Source organism: Nocardioides sp. R-C-SC26, assembly GCF_021246465.1.
GTDB lineage: Bacteria > Actinomycetota > Actinomycetes > Propionibacteriales > Nocardioidaceae > Nocardioides.
On record NZ_JAHRHK010000004.1, the window covers coordinates 217011 to 236242 of the forward strand.

17 protein-coding genes are annotated in these 19232 nt (G+C 71.9%); 8 read left to right on the forward strand and 9 right to left on the reverse strand.

Going from position 1 to position 19232, the window contains the following annotated elements; translation table 11 throughout:
* Nucleotides 1-115 precede the first annotated feature (115 nt).
* A complete protein-coding gene (locus KSO97_RS05765) occupies nt 116-1114 on the forward strand; it encodes an RNA polymerase subunit sigma-70 (protein ID WP_232677068.1) in 999 nt (332 codons plus the stop codon).
* Nucleotides 1115-1151: 37 nt separating this feature from the next.
* Here KSO97_RS05765 and KSO97_RS05770 read toward each other — a convergent pair whose 3' ends face one another.
* The gene (locus tag KSO97_RS05770; RefSeq protein WP_232677069.1) at nt 1152-1553 is read right to left on the reverse strand and encodes a VOC family protein; all 402 of its coding nucleotides are present in this window, start codon (nt 1551-1553) and stop codon (nt 1152-1154) included.
* Nucleotides 1550-1831 carry a helix-turn-helix transcriptional regulator gene (locus KSO97_RS05775; protein ID WP_232677070.1) on the reverse strand — a complete coding sequence of 94 codons (282 nt, stop codon included), beginning with the start codon at nt 1829-1831 and terminating at the stop codon, nt 1550-1552. Before KSO97_RS05775 ends, KSO97_RS05770 begins: the two co-directional genes overlap by 4 nt.
* A 91-nt stretch (nt 1832-1922) precedes the next feature.
* On the opposite strand from KSO97_RS05775, the gene KSO97_RS05780 reads away from it, so the two are divergent.
* Complete coding sequence (locus KSO97_RS05780; protein WP_232677072.1) at nt 1923-2375, forward strand: hypothetical protein; 453 nt, start codon at nt 1923-1925, stop codon at nt 2373-2375.
* A gap of 9 nt (nt 2376-2384) precedes the next feature.
* Here KSO97_RS05780 and KSO97_RS05785 read toward each other — a convergent pair whose 3' ends face one another.
* The 6 genes from KSO97_RS05785 to KSO97_RS05810 form a co-directional block, all read right to left on the reverse strand.
* The gene (locus tag KSO97_RS05785; RefSeq protein ID WP_232677074.1) at nt 2385-5879 is read right to left on the reverse strand and encodes an ATP-binding protein; all 3495 of its coding nucleotides are present in this window, start codon (nt 5877-5879) and stop codon (nt 2385-2387) included.
* Nucleotides 5876-6661, reverse strand: coding sequence for a DUF4194 domain-containing protein (locus tag KSO97_RS05790; protein ID WP_232677075.1), 786 nt, complete (start codon nt 6659-6661; stop codon nt 5876-5878). The genes KSO97_RS05785 and KSO97_RS05790 overlap by 4 nt, the downstream gene beginning before the upstream one ends.
* The gene (locus tag KSO97_RS05795) at nt 6658-8178 is read right to left on the reverse strand and encodes a DUF3375 domain-containing protein (protein ID WP_232677076.1); all 1521 of its coding nucleotides are present in this window, start codon (nt 8176-8178) and stop codon (nt 6658-6660) included. The genes KSO97_RS05790 and KSO97_RS05795 overlap by 4 nt, the downstream gene beginning before the upstream one ends.
* A 137-nt stretch (nt 8179-8315) precedes the next feature.
* Nucleotides 8316-9029 (reverse strand): spermidine synthase, encoded by a 714-nt coding sequence (locus KSO97_RS05800; RefSeq protein ID WP_232677077.1) that lies wholly within the window; start codon nt 9027-9029, stop codon nt 8316-8318.
* 35 nt (nt 9030-9064) lie between these two features.
* Complete coding sequence (locus KSO97_RS05805) at nt 9065-9817, reverse strand: flavodoxin family protein (RefSeq protein ID WP_232677078.1); 753 nt, start codon at nt 9815-9817, stop codon at nt 9065-9067.
* Between the two features lie 94 nt (nt 9818-9911).
* Complete coding sequence (locus KSO97_RS05810; RefSeq protein ID WP_232677079.1) at nt 9912-10928, reverse strand: GTP-binding protein; 1017 nt, start codon at nt 10926-10928, stop codon at nt 9912-9914.
* Between the two features lie 158 nt (nt 10929-11086).
* Between KSO97_RS05810 and KSO97_RS05815 the strand changes: the two genes are divergently transcribed.
* The 6 genes from KSO97_RS05815 to KSO97_RS05840 are packed head-to-tail and all read left to right on the forward strand — an operon-like array spanning nt 11087 to nt 18790.
* Nucleotides 11087-11176: a potassium-transporting ATPase subunit F gene (locus KSO97_RS05815; protein WP_232677080.1), complete on the forward strand. Its 90-nt coding sequence runs from the start codon at nt 11087-11089 to the stop codon at nt 11174-11176.
* Nucleotides 11177-11181: 5 nt separating this feature from the next.
* Nucleotides 11182-12840, forward strand: a complete 1659-nt coding sequence (kdpA, locus tag KSO97_RS05820) for a potassium-transporting ATPase subunit KdpA (protein ID WP_232677082.1) — start codon at nt 11182-11184, stop codon at nt 12838-12840.
* A complete protein-coding gene (gene kdpB / locus KSO97_RS05825) occupies nt 12837-14918 on the forward strand; it encodes a potassium-transporting ATPase subunit KdpB (RefSeq protein WP_232677084.1) in 2082 nt (693 codons plus the stop codon). The genes kdpA and kdpB overlap by 4 nt, the downstream gene beginning before the upstream one ends.
* 5 nt (nt 14919-14923) lie before the next feature.
* Nucleotides 14924-15541, forward strand: a complete 618-nt coding sequence (gene kdpC / locus KSO97_RS05830) for a potassium-transporting ATPase subunit KdpC (RefSeq protein ID WP_232677086.1) — start codon at nt 14924-14926, stop codon at nt 15539-15541.
* A gap of 4 nt (nt 15542-15545) precedes the next feature.
* Entirely contained in the window at nt 15546-18107 is a 2562-nt protein-coding gene (locus tag KSO97_RS05835; protein ID WP_232677087.1) for an ATP-binding protein, read from the forward strand.
* The gene (locus tag KSO97_RS05840; RefSeq protein ID WP_232677088.1) at nt 18104-18790 is read left to right on the forward strand and encodes a response regulator; all 687 of its coding nucleotides are present in this window, start codon (nt 18104-18106) and stop codon (nt 18788-18790) included. Before KSO97_RS05835 ends, KSO97_RS05840 begins: the two co-directional genes overlap by 4 nt.
* An 8-nt stretch (nt 18791-18798) precedes the next feature.
* On the opposite strand, the gene KSO97_RS05845 is transcribed toward KSO97_RS05840, so the two are convergent.
* Nucleotides 18799-19194, reverse strand: a complete 396-nt coding sequence (locus KSO97_RS05845) for a DoxX family membrane protein (protein ID WP_232677089.1) — start codon at nt 19192-19194, stop codon at nt 18799-18801.
* Nucleotides 19195-19232: the final 38 nt, after the last annotated feature.

A 19232-nucleotide genomic window follows, 5' to 3' on the forward strand; every position in this document is an offset into this window, starting at 1 on the left:
CAGCCCTGGGGGGGGGCGGGGCCCCCCCCCCCCCGTGGCCTCACTCGCACCGCGAGTGATGAGTAACCGCCATCTCCGCCGTCCTATCTACGACAACCGTCGAGAAGGAGTAGAGATGACGATCATGGACACGCGACCAGACGACGTGACGCCCGCGGAGCTGCACGAGGCCGACGAGGCCGGGTTCGGCGCGCTGGCCGACCGGCACCGCCGCGAGCTGCACGTGCACTGCTACCGGCTGCTCGGCTCGTTCGACGACGCCGAGGACGCCGTGCAGGAGACGATGCTGCGCGCCTGGCGCCGCCGCGAGACGTTCGAGGGCCGGGCGAGCTTCCGCGCGTGGCTGTACCGGATCGCCACCAACGCCAGCCTCGATCAGATCGCCCGCCGGCGCCCCGACCCGGCAGCCGGTGGCGAGGTGCGCTGGCTGCAGCCCTACCCGGACTCGCTGCTCGACGAGCTGCCCGCCGACGCCGGCGAGAGCCCCGAGAGCACGGCGTTGGCGCGGGAGACCATCGAGCTGGCCTACCTGGTCGCCGTCCAGCACCTCGCGCCGCGGCCGCGCGCCGTGCTGATGCTGCGCGACGTGCTCGGCTGGCCCGCCAAGGACGTCGCCGAGGCGCTCGGCGACTCGGTGAACTCGGTCAACAGCGCCCTCCAGCGCGCCCGCGCCGGCATGCGGGAGCACCTGCCCTCCGAGCGCCACCGCTGGAGCAGCGACGCCGACCCGGCCACGCGCGAGGTGGTGCGGCGCTACGTCGAGGCGGGCGAGTCGGCCGACATCGGCGCCCTGGCCACGATGCTGCGTGACGACGTCCGCTGCTCGATGCCGCCCACGCCGGGGCTGCAGCTCGGCGCCGAGGCGGTCGTGGAGGAGTGGACCGAGAGCGGGTTCGGCGAGATGACGGGCCTGCGCACGATGCTCACCGCGGTCAACCGCCAGCCCGCCGTCGCCTTCTACCTCCGTGGGCAGGACGGCGACTTCCACCCGCTGACCCTCGACGTGCTCGGCATCGCGGACGGCGCGATCGCCGAGATCACCACGTTCCACGCCGACCGGTTCGCCACCCTGGGGCTGCCCGCCACGCTGGGCGCCGAGGACGCCGGGGCCTGAGCAACGAGCCCGGCGAAGCCGAGACCGAGACCGACGATCAGCTCGCGGCGCCGTCCTTCACCTGGGCGAGCTGGAGCAGGTTGCCGCAGGTGTCGTCGAAGACGGCGACGATCACCGGGCCGACGTCGGTCGGCGGCTGGGTGAACACCACTCCGGCAGCGGCGAGACGGGCGTGCTCGCGCTCGATGTCGTCGACGCCGAGCACGCAGTACGGGATGCCGTCCTCCAGCAGAGCGTCGGCGAACGCGACGGCGGCCGGGTGCGCCTTGGGTTCCAGCGAGACCTCGGTCGCCGCAGCGCTGTCGCCAAGACGCACCGTCAGCCACCGGTGCTCACCCAGGGGGACGTCGGCGGTCACGGTGAAGCCGAGCGTGCTGGTGTAGAAGTCGAGGGCGCGCTGCTGGTCGTCGACGAAGATGCTGACGGTCTGGAGCTTCATGGGGTGTCCTTCCGTGGCGGCCAGCGCTCGGCGATCTGCGCGAGCGGGCCGGTGTCGATGGTGTGGAGCTTGTAGCGGCCGCGGCGCTCGGTGCGCAGCAGCCCGGCCTGTTCGAGGACGTCGAGATGCTGCGAGACCGCCTGCCGCGACGGCGTGAGGTCGTGCTTCATCGCCAACCGCGAGCAGAGCTCGAACAGGGTCTGCTCGTCGCGCATCATCAGCTCGTCGAGCAGCGCACGACGGGTGGGGTCCGCGATGGCCTTGAACACGTCACCCACGTCGCGATCATAGGCAAGTGCTGACTTGCCTGTCATCCCTCGGCGCCGGCGAATCGGACAGCGGGCGCCGTGACGGTGCAGACTCGTCGGTGTGAGCGATCCCGTCGCCCCCGCATCGATGCGACCCGCCCGCGGCCGTCATCATCGCGTCGCCCTCGCCCTCGCGGCCGCCGTGACGATGCTCGGCATCGTCGGTCTCGTGCTCGCGTTCACCAGCTCCACCCCAGCACCGCCCCCGCCGCAGGAGGTGTCGGTGACCTGGGCGGCGACCGAGGATCTCCCCGCCTGCCGCTACGACGAGACGACCGACACGGTGGTGGTCACCCTCGCCGTCGTCGGCGCGACGGACGAGCGCCGGATCCTCGACATCACCGTCACCGCCTACGCCGACGAGAACACCTCGGTCGCCGTCGGGTCGGTCGCCAGCGCGCTGCCGGTCGCCGGCTCGGTCGACACCACCCTCACGCTCACCATCGACGTGCGACGGCCACCCCACGTCGACATCGACGGCGTCGCCGCGTGCTCGCTCGACGTCCGGCAGTAGCGGGAGGAATCAGCCGACGGGTGGTGCGCTCTCGTGCTCGCGCACCGGCGTGATCGGGGTGATCCACGACCGGTGGGTGGCGGCGTTCTTGGTGATTGCGAGCAGCTCGTCCATGTGCGGCTCCAGGCCGGTCACCTTGTCGAGCGGGACGCCGATGATCAGCTGGAAGCCGAGGCCCTTCCAGGCCTGCACCGCGCGACCGGCGAACTCGGAGTCGGCCTTGACGAAGCCCTCGTCGAGGAAGACGGGCGCGAAGCGCGGGCGCGAGCGCATCTCGTCGCCGAGCCGGAAGCGCAGCGCGGAGCCGACGATGAAGGCGACCAGCTCCTGGCTCTCGCCACCGCTCTTCTCCCCCAGCGTGCGGTAGGTCGCGCGGACCTCGCCGGTCAGGTGGTCGTAGCGCTCGGCGCTGATCTCGACATGGCGCCGGACGTCGAGCACCCGGTCGCGGTCGGTGGGCTGGCCGCCGTTGTGCTCGGCCCTGCGCAGCTGCCGCATGAACCGGCTCAGCTCGGTGAAGCGCTTCTCCAACGCCTCCTCGGTGAGGTCCGTGGTCGAGCTGGCCGCGAGCGCCCGCAGGTCCGTGAGGAAGGTCTGCACGTGGGCCGGCGCGAGGCGACGCAACCGGATCCGCAGCCGGTCGCCGGTCGCGCCGAACTCGACGCGCCGCAGGATCGCGTTGATCGGCTCGAGCCGGTCCTCGATCTCCTCCACCGACGCCGACATCGCACCGAGCAGCGGCACGAGGTCCTGGCCGCTCCACTCGGTGAGCCGACGGCGCCACTCACCGCGCCGGTCGGCCAGGCCCTTGCCGCGGATGTCCTCCAGGATGCGCGCGTAGTCGGGGTAGGAGTCGGCGCTGGCGCCCAGGTTGGGCGAATCCCAGGCGAACTTGTAGGCACGGAAGATCCCCGCCAGCTCGTCCTCCACCCGGCGGATCTCCGCGCTGGCGTCGCCGACCGCGTCGTGCAGACGCGCCTGCAGCCGGTGGGAGCTCTCCGGGAAGCGGTCCAGATCCTCCGGGTCTGCCGGCGCAGCCGCCTCGGCGAAGTCGCGCGCCAGTGCGGCGTCCTGCTCCTCGCTGAGCGCGACCTTGCCGGCCTCGACCATCGCGTCGAGCTGCTCGGTGACGATGTCCTCGGACTCCACCAACTCGCCGTGCGCATCGGCCAGGGAGCGCTGCTGCTGCTCCAGGCCGAAGCGCTGCTTGCGGACGCCGTCCAGCCGCGCGGTCAGCTCGTCGATCTGCGCCTGCAGCACCTGCAATCGGTCGTCGGCGGTCAGGATGTCGCTGCGACGCTGCTCGAGCTCGGCGATCCGCCGGTCGCTACCGACGACGTCGACGTCGTCGAAGCGCACCAGCGCGATCGCCTCGTAGGCCTGGCGCTGACGTCCGAGCACCGAGAGCTGACGGTTCGCCTCGGCCAGTCGGCCGTCGACCTGCTCCAGGCTGCGCTCGATGGCGGCCAGCTCGGCGTCGATCTCGGCGATGGCCTCGTCGCTGGAGAAGCCGATGATGCTGCGCTGGTCGTTGCGGCCGTGCGTGCCGCGGTCGCCGTTGCGGGTCTGACCGGCCGCGGTGACGCGGTAGCCCGGGCCGGCCAGCTCGGCCGCCGACTCCACGCAGAGCGCGTTGCGCGCCGGCTCCGCGACGTGCCGCTGCACCCAGCCGGAGAACGGGGAGTCCTTGAAGAGCAGCTTGCCGGCGACCCGCTCCGGGTCGGACGGACCCGCGCCGGGCAGGTCGAGCTCGACGCCCTGGAAGGTCAGCCGGGCCGGAAGACGCAGCGCGTCGATGGCGGCGGAGAAGTCGGCGAGCCGGTCGCGCGGCACCAGCATCATCCGGGCGCTGCCGCCGAGCACGGTCTCGATCGCCGTACGCCAGTGCGCGTCCTCGGGCGCGACGTCGATGAGCTCGGCCACGAACGGCAGCTCCTCGATCGAGAGACCGCTGGCCTGGGCGACCATGCCGCGCAGCCCGTCCAGGACGGCGGGCACCCGGCCGGCCCTGCTCTCCAGCGACGCCCGCTCGCGCAGCAGCTCCGCCTGCTGGTCCTTCAGCGGCACCTGCTCGCGCAGGACGGCGTCACGCACCGCCTGCAGGTGGGCCTGGGCCTCCTCGCCTCCCGCCAGACGCGAGCGGACGTGGGCCTGCAGGTCGCCGAACGCCGTCAGCGACTCCAGCGCCGACTCCAGGTCGGGAGCGTCGTCGTCGGTGAGCCCGACGAGCGGGTAGACCCGCTCCTCCAGCTCGGCCAGGCGGCTGCCGCGCTCCTCACGGACCTCGCGCTCGGCCGCGATCTGCGCCGTCAGCGTCTGCACGTCGCCGCCGCCCGCGGCGCGGTGGGCCTCCTTGGCGGCGTCGAGGTCGGCCGACGTCGTCACCTCGGCCGAGCGGGCCGAGACCAGCGCCTCGGCAGCGGCGGCACGAGCCGTGCGATTGGCGTCGACGGCCGCGCCCAGCAACCGGTGGTGCGTGCGCAGCAGCCACAGCCGCAGTGGCGTCGGGCCGGTGAGGGTGACGCCGTACGCGTCGAGCTCGGCGAGACGGCGGGTGGCCGCCGTCCGGCGCTCGTGCAGGTCGGTGATCGGCCCGAGCAGCTCCAGCTTCTGCTCCTCGGTGCGCATCGCGACGTAGGCGGCGTCGAGGTCGTCGAAGTGCTCGATGGCCCGGTCGGCGTGGGCATAGGTGGCCGGCCGCTCGAGCACCATCTCCTTGTAGAGCTCGTCGACGCTGCGCACCTGGTTTCCGGCCTGGATGCGGGAGAGCAGCCGCAGCGCCTTGGCGCCGTCGCCGTTCGCTCCGATGCCCAACCGGGCGTGCAGCACGGTGGCGAACTCGGCGTAGGTGCGGTGCACCCGGATGCCCGGGAAGAGCTTCTTGAGGGTGTTGGCATGGAACTTGTCGGGTACCGCGGCCTCGAGGGTGTCCAGCGGCAGGGCTCCCTCGTAGCTGGCCAGCTGCATCTGGACGTCGCTGGAGCGCGAGGCGCGACGTGGCACGTAGTAGGTGCGGACGGCGGTGAAGCGGCCGCCGCTGTCGTTGACGAACGTCATCGCCACCGCGCCCCAGGTGTCGACGCCCTTGCCCCGCAGCAGCCGCTCGACGGGCCGTCCGGTGCCGGGGTCGTCGACGACGTCGACCGCGCCGCGCAGGTAGGACAGCAGGTTGCGCTGCCCGGCACTGCGGGCTCGACCGGCGACGGCATCGTTGGAGGCGCCGTTGAACTTGGTGTCCGAGGGCATCATCAGCGCGGTGTAGGCGTCGAGCAGGGTCGACTTCCCGACACCGGAGGCGCCGGAGATCATCGTCGCGTCGCCCGCCAGCGGCACCGTGGTGAGACCGCCGAAGCCGCCCCAGTTGACCAGCTGCAGCACCGAGGCGCGCCACTGCGCGGTGTCGTCGGCCGGCGCGGCGACCTGCTGCTCGGCGAACAGCCCGTCGGCGGGATCGGCCGGGTCGGCGGGGCCGTTGGGGTGGGTGCTCTCCTGGGTCGAGGTCACGCCGGGTCCTCCTCGTCGGTTCCGGTCGCGGCACCTACAGGTGCCTCGTCGTCGTCCTCGTCGAAGAGGTCGGACTGCGCGAGGCTCTCGGCATCCGGCTCGGCGGTGCCGTTGGCCTGCCGGAGCGCACCGAGCAGCTCGTGCAGGAGCTCCAGCGGGAGGAGCGGCTCGACCGCCTGGCTGATCTCGAAGCGGTCCTCCGACCCCGTGGGGATCAGCAGTCCGGCCTTGGCGATGCTGGTGACGGCGTTGCGCGCGCGCTTCTCGTCGCCCGCGGCGTCGGTGGCGTGCGCGGGCCGGTAGCTCGCGACGTAGCCGAGGATGTCGTCGCGGTCGATGTAGACGCGCGCGTCGCCGCCGGCGAGGCCCGCACGCAGCCGGTCGCGCAGGTGGACGAGGACGAGCGTCTCCTCCCGCGGCCACGACGTGTCGTGCAGGAGCGTCGGGAACCGGCTGCCCGTCTCGGAGACCGCCTGGCGCTTCCAGGCGACCTCGCTCTCGAGGTCGATCGCGAGGTCGAGGAACAGGTCGTTGAGGCGTGAGCGCAGCAGCCGCTCGTGCTCGACGAGCACCCGCCAGTCGCGCGGGTGGGTGCGGGCGCTGATGAACCGCTGCTTCAGCAGCGCCACCAGGGTCTGTCGCTGGGCGTACTCCAGGCCGCCCTCGTCGCCCTCGAAGAGCGAGACCGAGTGCTCGTCGTCCGGCTCGACCAGGTCGTCGGCGCCGTCGGAGTAGCCCGGCTCGAGTGCGTCGGCGAGGTCGTTGTCGACGTCGATGGTCACGAAGTCGCCTCCTGGCGATCGAGGTCGGGCCGGGTCGGGGTCGGCTCGCCCAGGTCGGGGTCGGGCAGCGCGATGCGCGGTGCGGAGAAGACGCGACGGGTGCCGTCGGGGCGCACGGTGGAGAACGCCTCGGCAACCGCCTGGGCGGTCCACTCGTGGTCGGCCGCCAGGTGCAGCAGCCCGAAGATCTCCACCGGACGACGCAGCGACGGCTCGAGGCCGTCGAAGAGCTCGCCGAGCGAGCCCGCGGGTACCAGCGCGTCGAGCGCGTCGCGTAGGCGGCCACGCAGGGACGCCAGCTGCGGGCCGCCCTGGGCCATCAGCTCGGCCAGCGACAGCTCAGGCGCGTCGTGGGGGTCGCCGGCCGCGATCCGATCGGGCAGGACGTCGTCGGCGGGATCGTAGAAGCGCTCGCGCAGGTGGTCGACGCCGGGTCGCAGCGGGAGCAGCGGGACGCCGTGCGTGGCGCGGGGGCCCGTCTCGGCGACCCAGGTGGTGAGCTCGGACTCGACCTGGCGCAGCACCTGTTCCAGTTCGCGGTCGCGAGCGGCGTCGTGGGAGACGATGTACTCCTTGAGCGTCGCCGTCACGCGGCTGCGCTGGGCCAGCACCCGATCGAGACCGTCGCGCACCAGCCGCACCGTGCCGCGCAGCTCGGCGCGCTCGGCGTCGGAGAGCAGGCCGCCGGCGAGCGGGTGCTCCAGCAACGCCGTGAGGTCCTCCCGCAGCTGGGTGACCAGGGCGTCGTCACGCAGGAGGGCGAAGGCGCCCTCGAACGCACGCCCCTCGTGGGTCGCGGTCATGAGGGCGTCGGCGCGCGCGAGGTACTCGTCGATCACCTCGCCGGCGGGGCGGTCCTCCGCGCGGAACGCGGCCAGGATCTCCGCGCGGATCGTGCCGAACCGCTCCTCCACGCGCGCGAAGTCGCTCGGCAGGGCCGAGATGAGGGAGAGCAGCTCGGTGAAGCCCTCGAGCATGTAGTCCTCGGTGGCGCTGACCATGTCGGCGCCCTCGACGAGTCGGTCGCGCTCGAGCGTGAGCCGCGCGATCTCCTCGTTCAGCAGGGAGACCCGGGCGCCACGGTCGGGGTTCGCCTCGGCGTTGAACCGCCGCACCGTGCCGAGGATGGTGGCGATGCGGTGCTCGCTCAGGGTGGCGCGGTCGCGGGCGAGGTTCTTGACGAGCTCGAGCGCCTGCTGGGCGTGCGAGGTGAGCGTGTAGACCTCGTTGCCCTGCTCGTCGAGCGAGCGCACCAACCACTGGCCGCGCATCCAGCGCTGGCAGACGTCGCGCCCGGTGCCGCTGGGCACCTCGGTCTCCCCCGCCTGCCGGATCTGCGCCAGGTGCTCCTCGACCTGGGCGTGCAGGCGCGCCGTCGGGATCGGCTTGTTGTTGCGGCCGAACGCGGCCCGGAAGATCGTGATGACGACGGGCGCCTGGCGCTGGTGGAGCAGCGTCAGGGTCGGCTGGGCGAAGGCGCCCTCGACCCGGGCGAGCTCGCCCGCGATGTCGCTCATCGCTCCCCCTCTCCGACTCCGCCACGACTGGGTGCCCCCGACGTCGACGTGGGCGATCGGTCAGCATTCCAGAGGCCGCCGACAGGGCACGCGACCGGGTGCACGTGGTTTCGTGACGGCCTCGTTCCTCGGCCTCCTCAACCACCGGAGGGACGGCCGCCCCCGAAGGAGTCGGTGACGGCGCGACCCGTGAAGACGCGGTACTCCAGCGGCGACGGCGAGCCGAACGGGGCGTCGGGAAGCCCCCCGGCCGCGAGCACCACGTTGCCCTCGCGGCGCGCCTTCAACGTGGCCGGTTCCGCACCGAGTGCGACGTCGCGGAGCGCGGCGGCCATCGCGACGACGTCGCGGATCCGGGTGAACGGTGCGCGGTCGACCAGGTTGGCGATCCAGAGGCCACCGGGCGCCAGCACCCGGGCGACCTGGTCGACGAACGCCGACGACGTCAGCTCCGGCGGCGTCGCTCCCCCGGCGAAGGCGTCGAGGATGACCACGTCCTGCGAGGCCTCGCGCACGGCCGCGATGCCGGCCATGCCGTCGACCGGGCGCACCTTGATGCCGCTGCGCGGCGGCAGCGGCGCCTCGGCGCGCACCCGCTCGATGATCTCGACCGACGGCTCCAGCACGATCTGCGCGGACGTCGGGCGCGTGGCCGCCACGAAGCGCGGCAGCGTCATCGCGGCGCCGCCCACGTGAAGCACCCGCAGCCGCGCGGGCGGCGCCGGCGTCACGGCGTCGAGCAGGTCGCCGATGCGCCGCATGTAGTCGAACGCGAGCCGCGTCGGGTCGTCGAGGTCCACGACCGACTGCTGCATGCCGTCGGCCTCGAGGACGTAGAGACGGCTTCCCACGACGTCAGCGTGCCGTACTCCGGTGCCGCGGGGCCTCAGCGGTACTCGGGGTTGGGGTGGTCGGGGTCGGAGAGGTCCCAGTTCGTGGTGACGTTGCCGTGCACCGGCACGCCCCCGGCGTCCTTGAGCGAGCGGGACAGGTGCAGCATGTTCCACGCGGCGAAGACGGCGTTGCGCGTCGTCCAGTGGTTGTGCGCGCCGCGGTCGTCGTCGAGATAGGAGGGGCCGGGCCCGGCCTCGCCGTTCCAGTAGACGTCGGCCTGCGGCGGGATGGCGAAGCCGATGTGGCTCAGCGCGTAGAGCATCTGTGCGGCGCAGTGCTTGCCGCCGTCCTCGTTGCCGGTGACGACGACGCCGCCGACCTTGCCGTAGTAGCTCCACTGCCCGGCCTGGTTCAGCTCACCCGACCAGCCGTAGAGCCGCTCGATGGCCAGACGGGTCAGCGAGGACTGGTCGCCCAGCCAGATCGGCGTGGCGAGCACCACGATGTCGGCCGGCTCGATCAGACGCCGGTACAGGTCGGGGAAGTCGTCGACCTCCCACCCGTGCTCGCGCATGTCGGGCTGCACCCCCGGCGCGATGGTGTGGTCGATCAACCGCACGACGTCGACCTGGGCGCCCACGCCCTCCAGCACGCGCCGCGTGATCTCCAGCAGACCGTCGGTGTGGCTGCTCTCGGGCGAACGCTTCAGCGTGCCGTTCAGGACGACGGCGCGCAGGTCGTCGTACCGCGCGGGGGCGGCGGCGACCTCGGCATCGATGAAGCGGGCGACGGACTCGGGGATCATGGCGGCCACTCCTGGCATCGAGACGGCGGGCACGCGGCCGCGTGCCCGCCACGACGGTAGGGCGCAACGACGGGGCTCACCAGACCCAGCACGCCTACTGGCTCAGCCGCCGCAATCGCGCCAGCCGACGCACGCCGTCGGCATCCACGCGCTCGGCCGGCGCGAGGGCCTCGGCCAGGCGCCGGCGCGCCTCGTCCTCGTCGAGGTCCAGGCCGATCGCGACCAACTCGCTGGCCTCACCGCGTGCCGCGCCGCCTCGGTCGGGCAGCACGTGCACGAGCCGCCCGACGACGTGCACGACCGCGCGTCGCGGGCCGCCCGGCCCGGCGGTGCACACCAGGCCCTTGAGCCGGTAGGCACCCGGCGGCGGCGTCACGAGGAGATCCACCAGCCGCCCGGCGTCGATCGGCGAGGTGGAGGTGGCGCTCACCGCACGGGCGTGGACGTGCTCGTCGTGGGTCTCGCTCGACGCGCGCAGCAGTGCTCCGATCGGCAGCTGGTCGGGCGGATCCTCGGCGACCGCGACGTCGAAGACCAGGGTGGGGTCGAGGCAGCCGCGGCGGGTGTGGACGATCGGCGCGTCCTCGTTGAAGGCGCGCAACGCCTCCTCCACCTCGGCGACGCGTCTAGCCGAGGCCAGGTCGCACTTGTTGAGCACGATCAGCGAGGCACCGCTGTACCGGACGCCGAAGCGCGGGTCGCCGGGCACGTCGGCGTTCACGGCGTCGATGACGGCGACCAGCCCGCCGGGGCGCACGCGTTCGACGCCGCTGTAGCGGATCATCCGGGCGATCGTGGCCGGCTCGGCCAGCCCGCTGGTCTCGACGACCACGACGTCGAGACCGAGCCGTGGGTGCGTCAGCCGCTCCAGCGCGTCGTCGAGCTGACTGGTGTCGGAGACGCAGCACACGCAGCCGCCGGCGATCGAGACCGGCTCGTCGACCTGGCCGGTGACCAGCGCGGCGTCGATGTTGATCTCGCCGAAGTCGTTGACGACCACACCGACGCGGGCGCCGGGCTGACGGAGCAGATGGTTGAGCACGGTGGTCTTGCCGGCGCCGAGTTCTCCCGTCAGCGCCACCACCGGCACTCGGCCCGTCGCCCCGCCCATCGCACGCACCTCCTCCTGATGAGAACCGTTCTCATCAGTATCTCGCAGCTGCCCGGCCGGGCGGCGACGGCCCCGTTCCCAGCAAGACCGCGTCAAGGCGCGCTAAGAACGCGTCAAGGAGGCGGAGGGCGAGCGCAGCCGGGGGTTGGCTGGCACTCATGAGTCTCGAATCGGCCCTGCTGATCTCCGCCGTCGTGGCGCTGGCGATCTACCTGCTCATCGCCCTGATCCTTCCGGAGCGGTTCTAGTGGTGATGAGCGAGAACGCGGCGGGGCTCCTCTCGATCGGGGTGCTGGTCGCCGCGTTGGCGCTGATCCACGCACCGCTGGGCGACTACATCGCCCGCGTCGTCACCGCGAGGTCGCACAGTCGCGTCGAACGTGCTCTCTATCGCGCGGGAGGCGTCCATCCCGACGCCGAGCAGAGTCCCCGTGCGTACGCGCTCAGCGTCCTCGGGTTCGCCGCCGCCGGCATCGCGGTGCTGATGGCGCTGCAGATCGGCCAAGGGCTCCTCCCCCTGGACAGAGATCTCCCCGGCGTCCCGTTCTGGATGGCGTTCAACACCGCGGTCTCCTTCGTCACCAACACCAACTGGCAGCCCTACGCCGGCGAATCGACGATGGGCTTCGCCGTGCAGATGACCGGGCTGGCGGTGCAGAACTTCGTCTCAGCCGCCGTGGGCATCGCGGTCGCGATCGCCCTCATCCGCGGTTTCACCCGCGAGCGTCACGGGTCGCTGGGCAACTTCTGGGTGGACGTCGTGCGCATCACCGTGCGTGTCCTGCTCCCCCTGGCGTTCCTCGCTGCCCTCGTGCTGCTGGCCGGCGGCGTCGTGCAGACCTTCACTGACACCGCGTTCACGGGCTTGTCCGGGCACCGTCAGGTCCTGACCGGCGGACCGGTCGCGAGCCAGGAGGCGATCAAGCAGCTCGGCACGAACGGCGGCGGCTTCTTCAACGCCAACTCGGCCCACCCGTTCGAGAATCCGACCGGCTTCACCAATCTCTTCCAGATCTTCCTGCTCCTGCTGATACCCGTCGCGCTGACCCGCACGCTCGGCTCGCTGCTGGGCGATCGTCGCCATGGCTACGCGGTGCTGGGCGCGATGACGATCCTGTGGGCGGTATCGCTCGCCGTCACCACCTGGGCCGAGGTCGCTGGGCACTCCCAGGTCGCGCGCGCCGCCGGCGCCGCGATGGAGGGCAAGGAGGCCCGGTTCGGCGAGTGGGTCTCCGCACTGTTCGCCGTCGGCACCACCGGGACGTCGACGGGCGCGGTCAACGCATCCCACGACTCACTCACCCCTGCCGGCGGGGGCGCCGTCCTGGTGAACATGATGCTCGGGGAGATCGCTCCAGGCGGCGTCGGTTCGGGCGTCTACGGCATCTTGATCATGGCGATCCTCACCGTCTTCGTGGCTGGCCTGATGGTGGGCCGCACCCCCGAGCTGCTCGGCAAGAAGATCGGCGCCCGGCAGATGACCTACGTCGCGCTGTATCTGCTCGCCACGCCCGTCCTGGTTCTGACCGGGACGGCAGCAGCGATCGCGCGTGACTCCACCCTCGACGCACTCGGCAATCCGGGGGGTCACGGTTTCAGCGAGGTGCTGTACGCCTACGCGTCGGCGGCCAACAACAACGGCAGCGCGTTCGGCGGGCTGACCGTCACCTCGGACTTCTTCCAGATCACCCTGGCCGGCGCGATGCTGCTGGGCAGGCTGATCCCGATCGTGCTGGTGCTCCTGCTGGCCGGCTCCTTGGCACGACAGGGCCGAGTGCCGAGCACGGCCGGCACGCTCCCCACGCACACTCCCCTCTTCGCCGGGATGCTGGTCGGGGTCATCGTGATCATGACCGGCCTCACCTACGTCCCGGCCCTCGCCCTCGGACCCATCGCGGAGGCCCTTGCATGACCACGACGTCCCCATCTCCAACGGCTCCGACCACCCAGGAGGCCGGTCCTGGGGGTGTCTCCGGCCGGCTCATCCTCGCTCAGACCGTCGAGCAGCTCCCGGCGGCGCTGCGCAAGCTCAACCCACGCCACCTGTGGCGTTCGCCGGTGATGTTCCTCGTCTGGCTCGGCTCTGCCGCCACGACGATCGCGGCGCTCGCCCAGCCGTCGCTCTTCACCGCTGCGATCGCCGTCTGGCTCTGGCTCACGGTCGTCTTCGGCAACCTCGCCGAGGCTGTCGCCGAAGGGCGCGGGAAGGCGCAGGCTGCGACACTCCGTGCCGCTCGCACCGACACCCCCGCACGGCGCCTGGGGCCCGACGGCGGCGAGACGTCGGTCGCCGCCGCCGAACTCGCGCGGGACGACCTCGTGGTCGTCGAGGCCGGCGAGGTGATCCCCGGTGACGGCGACGTCGTCGACGGGGTCGCCAGCGTGGACGAGTCCGCCATCACCGGTGAGTCGGCACCGGTGATCCGCGAGGCCGGCGGCGACCGCAGCGCCGTGACAGGCGGCACGCGCGTGCTGTCCGATCGGATCGTCGTGCGCATCACGGCGGCAGCCGGCGAGACCTTCCTCGACCGGATGATCGGACTCGTCGAAGGCGCCTCCCGCCGCCGGACGCCCAACGAGATCGCCCTGTCGATCCTCCTCACCAGCCTGACCTTGGTGTTCCTCATCGCGGTGGCGACGCTGGCGCCGATGGCCGACTACAGCGGCGCCCCGCAGGACGTGGTCGTCCTCATCGCTCTGCTCGTATGCCTGATCCCCACCACGATCGGGGCCCTGCTCTCGGCGATCGGCATCGCGGGCATGGACCGCCTGGTGCGCGTCAACGTGCTCGCGATGTCCGGACGGGCGGTCGAGGCGGCGGGCGACGTCAGCACCCTGCTGCTGGACAAGACCGGGACGATCACGTTCGGCAACCGGCAGGCGGTACGCCTGCTCCCCGCGACGGGCATCGAAGAAAGCCGCCTGATCGACGCGGCACGCACCGCGAGCCTGGCCGACCAGACGCCCGAGGGCCGGTCCGTCGTCGAACTCACCGAACGACTCGGCGCTCCCGCGACGCCTGCCGCGGATGAGACCCGGTTCGTGGAATTCACCGCCCAGACCCGGATGTCGGGGGCCGACCTCCCCGACGGCACCCAGGTGCGCAAGGGTGCCGGGACGGCGGTCTCCACCTGGCTCGGGGCACCGCTACCCGACGAGATCGCACAACTGGTCGAGGAGGTGTCGCGATCAGGAGGCACACCGCTGGTGATCGCCGTCCGGCAGACCGACGACGCATCAGCTACCGGGGTGGCGCTCGGCGTGATCCACCTCAAGGACGTCGTCAAGCCGGGCACGCGCGAACGTTTCGGCCAGTTGCGGGCGATGGGGATCCGCACGGTGATGGTCACCGGGGACAACGCCGTGACCGCCCGCGCGATCGCCGAGGAGGCGGGCGTCGACGACGTGCTCGCCGAGGCGACTCCTGAGGACAAGATGACCTACATCCGCCGTGAGCAGGAGGGCGGGCACCTGGTGGCGATGACAGGCGACGGTACTAACGACGCGCCCGCTCTGGCCGCCGCGGATGTCGGCGTCGCGATGAACACCGGAACGGCTGCGGCGAAGGAGGCGGGCAACATGGTCGACCTCGACTCCGACCCGACCAAGCTCATCGACATCGTCGAGATCGGCAAGCAGCTCCTCATCACCCGCGGCGCACTCACGACGTTCTCGATCGCCAACGACATCGCCAAGTACTTCGCGATCATCCCGGCGATGTTCGTGGCCGCCTACCCGTCCCTGGACCGGATCAACGTGATGGGGCTCGCGACACCGCAGTCGGCGATCCTCTCCGCTGTCATCTTCAACGCACTCGTCATCATCGCGCTGATACCCGTGGCCCTCCGCGGTGTCCGCTTCCGCGCCGCCTCGGCGACCTCGATCCTGCGGCGCAACCTCGCGGTGTTCGGACTGGGCGGCGTCGTCGTGCCCTTCGCCGGCATCAAGCTCCTCGACCTGATCGTCTCCTCCATCCCCGGGATCGGATGAACGCCATGACCTCTTCGACCATCATCGACCTGATTCGCCAGACGGCGGCGGGCCTGCGCCTCCTGCTCGCCCTGACCGTCGTCCTCGGCGTGCTCTACCCGGTCGCCGTCTGGGCGCTCGCTCAGCCGCTCGGGGACCGCGCGGCGGGCCAGCCCCTGCGCGAGGACGGTCGCATCGTCGGCTCGCGGCTCCTGGGACAGCAGTTCGACGGGGACCGCTGGTTCCAGGGACGCCCTTCGGCCAACGCCTACGACAGCCTCGCCTCGGGCCCCAGCAACCTCGGACCGTCCAACCTCGACCTCCTGACGGCGATCGCCGAGCGGCGCACCGACGTCGCCGCGCGGGAGGGCGTCGACCCGGCGCGCGTCCCCGCCGACGCGCTCACCGCGTCCGGCTCGGGCCTCGATCCGCACATCTCCGCCGACTACGCGAGGCTCCAGGCGCCGCGCGTCGCGCGCGAGAACGACCTGCCCCTCTCACTCGTCGAACAGTTCATCGCGGCGAACACCGACCACCGCCCGCTCGGGTTCCTCGGCGAGGACGGCGTGAATGTCGTCGCCCTGAACCTCGACGTCGATCGCGCGCGCCCCGCCACGCACCCGGTCGACGACGGTGGAGACTGATCGCATGGATGACCGCGCCACCGAGATCGAGCGCGGACGGCTGCGTGTCTACCTCGGTGCCGCGCCCGGTGTCGGAAAGACCTTCGCCATGCTCGACGAGGGTCACCGACGGCGCGCCCGCGGCACCGACGTCGTCGTGGGCTTCGTCGAGACGCACGGACGGCCCCGCACCGAGGAGGCTCTGGGCGATCTCGACGTGGTGCCGCGACGCCGGATGGACTACCGCGGCACCGTTCAGGAGGAGATGGACCTCGACGCCGTGATCGCCCGTCGCCCTGACGTGGTGCTCGTGGACGAGCTGGCCCACACCAACACCACCGGGAGTCGGAACGAGAAGCGCTGGCAGGACGTCGAGGCGCTCCGCGCGGCGGGCATCGAGGTCGTCACCACGGTCAACATCCAGCACCTGGAGTCGCTCAACGACGTCACCGAGCAGATCACCGGCGTGCGGCAGCGCGAGACGGTGCCCGACGCCCTGGTGCGTGCCGCGGATCAGATCGAGCTGGTCGACATGAGCCCGCAGGCCCTGCGCCGCCGTCTCGCCCATGGCAACGTCTATGCAGCCGAGAAGGTCGACGCAGCCCTGGGCAACTACTTCAGGGAGGGCAACCTCACGGCGCTGCGCGAGCTGGCACTGCTTTGGTTGGCCGACCGGGTCGACGAGGGTATGGCGCGATATCGCGACGCGCACGAGATCGACAGCACGTGGGCGGCACGGGAACGCATCGTGGTCGCGATGACCGGCGGACCCGAGTCCGAGACGCTCCTGCGGCGCGCCGCCCGGATCGCGGCACGTCGGTCCGGTGGGGAGTGGCTGGCGCTCTATGTGACGCGGCACGACGGGCTCAGCGGCGTCTCGCCCGACCGGCTCGCCGCGCTCCAGGACACCACGGGAGCGCTGGGCGGCAGCCTCCACACCGTCGTCGGCGACGACGCCGCGGAGACGATCCTCGGATTCGCGCGCGCCGAGAACGCCACCCAGGTCATCGTCGGCGCGAGCACCCGGGGGCGGCTCGCCACCACGATCCGACCCGGCATCGGAGAGCGGTTGATCTCCGCGTCGGGGGACATCGACGTCCACGTCGTCACCCACGACTACGCCCGCGGCAACCGTCCGGCGGGAACCCGACGGCCCGATCCGCTGGGCGCCAGAAGACGCCGGGCGGGGCTGGGCTTCGCGCTCGGCGCTCCCGTGCTGGTGGCCGCCGGCCTGAAGGCGACCGACGACCTGCACGGCCTCCCGTCGGAGTCGATGGTGCTGATGGCGGTCGTCGTGGCGACGGCATTGATCGGTGGCCTGCTGAACGCCGTCCTCGCCGCATCGGTGAGCGGACTGCTGCTCAACGTGCTCTTCACACCGCCGCTGTACCGCGTCACGATCGCCGAGTCCGGCAACGCGACCGCGATCGTGCTGTTCGTCCTGGTGGGCATCGCCGTGGCTCTCGTGGTCGATCGGGCCGCGCGTCGAGCCGCCGAGGCACAGACGGCGCGCGCGGAGGCCGACGCCCTCACCGTGCTGGCTCACAGTCTCCTCACGACCGGCGACGACCTGCGCGGCCTGCTGCGCTCGGCGTGCGAGCTGTTCGGCGCCGAGGGCGCGGCCGTGCTGCGCCGCGAGCTGGACGGCACGTGGGTCTCGGTCGCGGCCCACGACGAGGCCCCGCCGACGCCGGAGCTTGCGACGGCCTCGGTCACCATCGACGACGAGACCGTGCTCGCCGTGCGCGGCGGCACCCGGACGGCGGCTGCACGCGGTCTGCTCAACGCCTATGCGGCCTACGCTCGGGTCATGAGCGACCGTCAGCGCGCTCGCGACGCCGAGGCAGAGCGTGTGCGGCTGGCCGACACCGACCGCACGCGGACGGCGCTGCTCGCGGCGGTGTCGCACGACCTGCGGTCACCGCTGGCGGGCGTCAAGGCCGCGGTCTCGAGCCTGCGCAGCACCGCGGTCGTCTTCTCGTCCGAGGACCAGTCGCTCCTGCTCGAGACGATCGAGGAGTCGACCGATCGACTCACGGCGCTAGTCACGAACCTGCTGGACATGAGCAGGATCACCACCGGGGCGGTGAACGTGCGCCGTAAGACGGTCGCGCTGGACGAGATCGTCGCCCTCGCACTCGCTCCCATCGACGGCGCCGGACGCATCCACGTCGACCTGGCACCCGACCTCCTCGCCCTGGCCGACCCCGGCCTCCTCGAGCGTGTCGTCGCGAACCTGGCCGAGAACGCGGTACGTCACACACCGCTCGATGCCCCGATCCGGATCGACGGCGCGGTGCAACGGGGGCGTGTGGTCCTCCGCGTCGTGGACTCGGGGCCTGGCGTCGACGAGACCGCCCACGATCGCCTGTTCGCACCGTTCCAGCGCCTCGGCGACGTGCCCCAGGGCGACGGCGTCGGGCTCGGACTGGCCGTCGCGCGGGGGCTGACCGAGGCCATGGGTGGGACGATCGTCGCGGAGGCGACGGCGGGCGGTGGCATGACCTTCGCCGTCGACCTCGAGGCGCCGGAACCCGACGAGAGTCCGTGCGCGCTCGCCGCGCCCCGCGAGGAGGCACCGTCATGACCTTCGTGCTCGTGGTCGACGACGACCCCGCGATGCGGCGCACGCTCTCCATCAACCTGCGCACCCGTGACTACGACGTCGAGACGGCCGCCGATGGCCGATCAGCGCTGCAGATCGTCGAGGAGCGGATGCCCGACGTCGTGCTGCTCGATCTCGGTCTGCCCGACCTCGACGGCGTCTCGGTCCTGCGCCGGCTGCGTGGGAGCAGCGACGTGCCGGTCATCGTCGTCTCGGCGCGGACCGAGCCCGACGACAAGGTCGAGGCGCTGGACCTGGGTGCCGACGACTTCGTCACCAAGCCGTTCTCGATCGAGGAGCTGCTCGCCCGGATCCGGGTCACCACGCGACGGACGGCGGTCCCGGAGCCTGCTCTCGTGGTGCGTAGCGGCACCGTGCGCCTCGACGTCGGCGAGTACCGCGCCTGGCGCGCGGATGTCGAGGTGCACCTGACTCCCCTGGAGTGGCGGATCGTCGAGACGCTCGCGCGACGCCGACCACGCCTCGTACGGCAGTCCGACCTGCTCCACGCGGTCTGGGGGCCGGGGTTCGAGCGCCAGACCAACTACCTGCGCGTGCACCTGGCCGCGATCCGCCGCAAGCTCGAGGACGATCCCTCCCGGCCCGGACTCTTCATCACCGAGCCCGGTATCGGGTACCGGTTCGTCGCGGACGATCCGGCGTGACGCACCGCTCAGGTCCGACGACGCGGCCACGCACCGGTCGACACGAGCGCCCACAGCACCAGCACCGGCTGGAAGAACAACCGGATCAGGCGCGCACGGTCGGTGTCGAGACCGAACGCGTCCACCCCGTCGACGTACTGGGCGATGTTCCCCGGGAAGACCGCCACGAAGAACCCCGCCACGATCCACCCCACGAGCGGGAGGCGCCTGGTGGCGAGGATCAGGGCAGCCCCGAGGCCCACCTCGACGACGCCCGAGACCAGCACCACCGCGTCCTCGTCGATGGGCATCCACGAGGGCACCTGCGCCTGGAACTCCTCGCGCGCCCAGAAAAGATGCGAGAGGCCGGCGAAGACCAGGAAGCCACCCAGCACCAGGCGCGCGGTCGTACGAGCGATACCCATGCTTCTCACGGTGCCACCGTCGGGCCTACCGGCACCCC

What these genes read in the sequence shown, in the direction of transcription:
- KSO97_RS05840 (WP_232677088.1), top strand. Translation starts at nt 18,104, where the DNA reads ATGACCTTCGTGCTCGTGGTCGACGACGACCCCGCGATGCGGCGCACG.
- KSO97_RS05835 (WP_232677087.1), top strand. Translation starts at nt 15,546, where the DNA reads ATGGATGACCGCGCCACCGAGATCGAGCGCGGACGGCTGCGTGTCTAC.
- KSO97_RS05770 (WP_232677069.1), bottom strand. Translation starts at nt 1,553, where the DNA reads ATGAAGCTCCAGACCGTCAGCATCTTCGTCGACGACCAGCAGCGCGCC.
- kdpB (WP_232677084.1), top strand. Translation starts at nt 12,837, where the DNA reads ATGACCACGACGTCCCCATCTCCAACGGCTCCGACCACCCAGGAGGCC.
- kdpC (WP_232677086.1), top strand. Translation starts at nt 14,924, where the DNA reads ATGACCTCTTCGACCATCATCGACCTGATTCGCCAGACGGCGGCGGGC.
- kdpA (WP_232677082.1), top strand. Translation starts at nt 11,182, where the DNA reads ATGAGCGAGAACGCGGCGGGGCTCCTCTCGATCGGGGTGCTGGTCGCC.
- KSO97_RS05805 (WP_232677078.1), bottom strand. Translation starts at nt 9,817, where the DNA reads ATGATCCCCGAGTCCGTCGCCCGCTTCATCGATGCCGAGGTCGCCGCC.
- KSO97_RS05845 (WP_232677089.1), bottom strand. Translation starts at nt 19,194, where the DNA reads ATGGGTATCGCTCGTACGACCGCGCGCCTGGTGCTGGGTGGCTTCCTG.
- KSO97_RS05815 (WP_232677080.1), top strand. Translation starts at nt 11,087, where the DNA reads ATGAGTCTCGAATCGGCCCTGCTGATCTCCGCCGTCGTGGCGCTGGCG.
- KSO97_RS05810 (WP_232677079.1), bottom strand. Translation starts at nt 10,928, where the DNA reads ATGGGCGGGGCGACGGGCCGAGTGCCGGTGGTGGCGCTGACGGGAGAA.
- KSO97_RS05765 (WP_232677068.1), top strand. Translation starts at nt 116, where the DNA reads ATGACGATCATGGACACGCGACCAGACGACGTGACGCCCGCGGAGCTG.
- KSO97_RS05795 (WP_232677076.1), bottom strand. Translation starts at nt 8,178, where the DNA reads ATGAGCGACATCGCGGGCGAGCTCGCCCGGGTCGAGGGCGCCTTCGCC.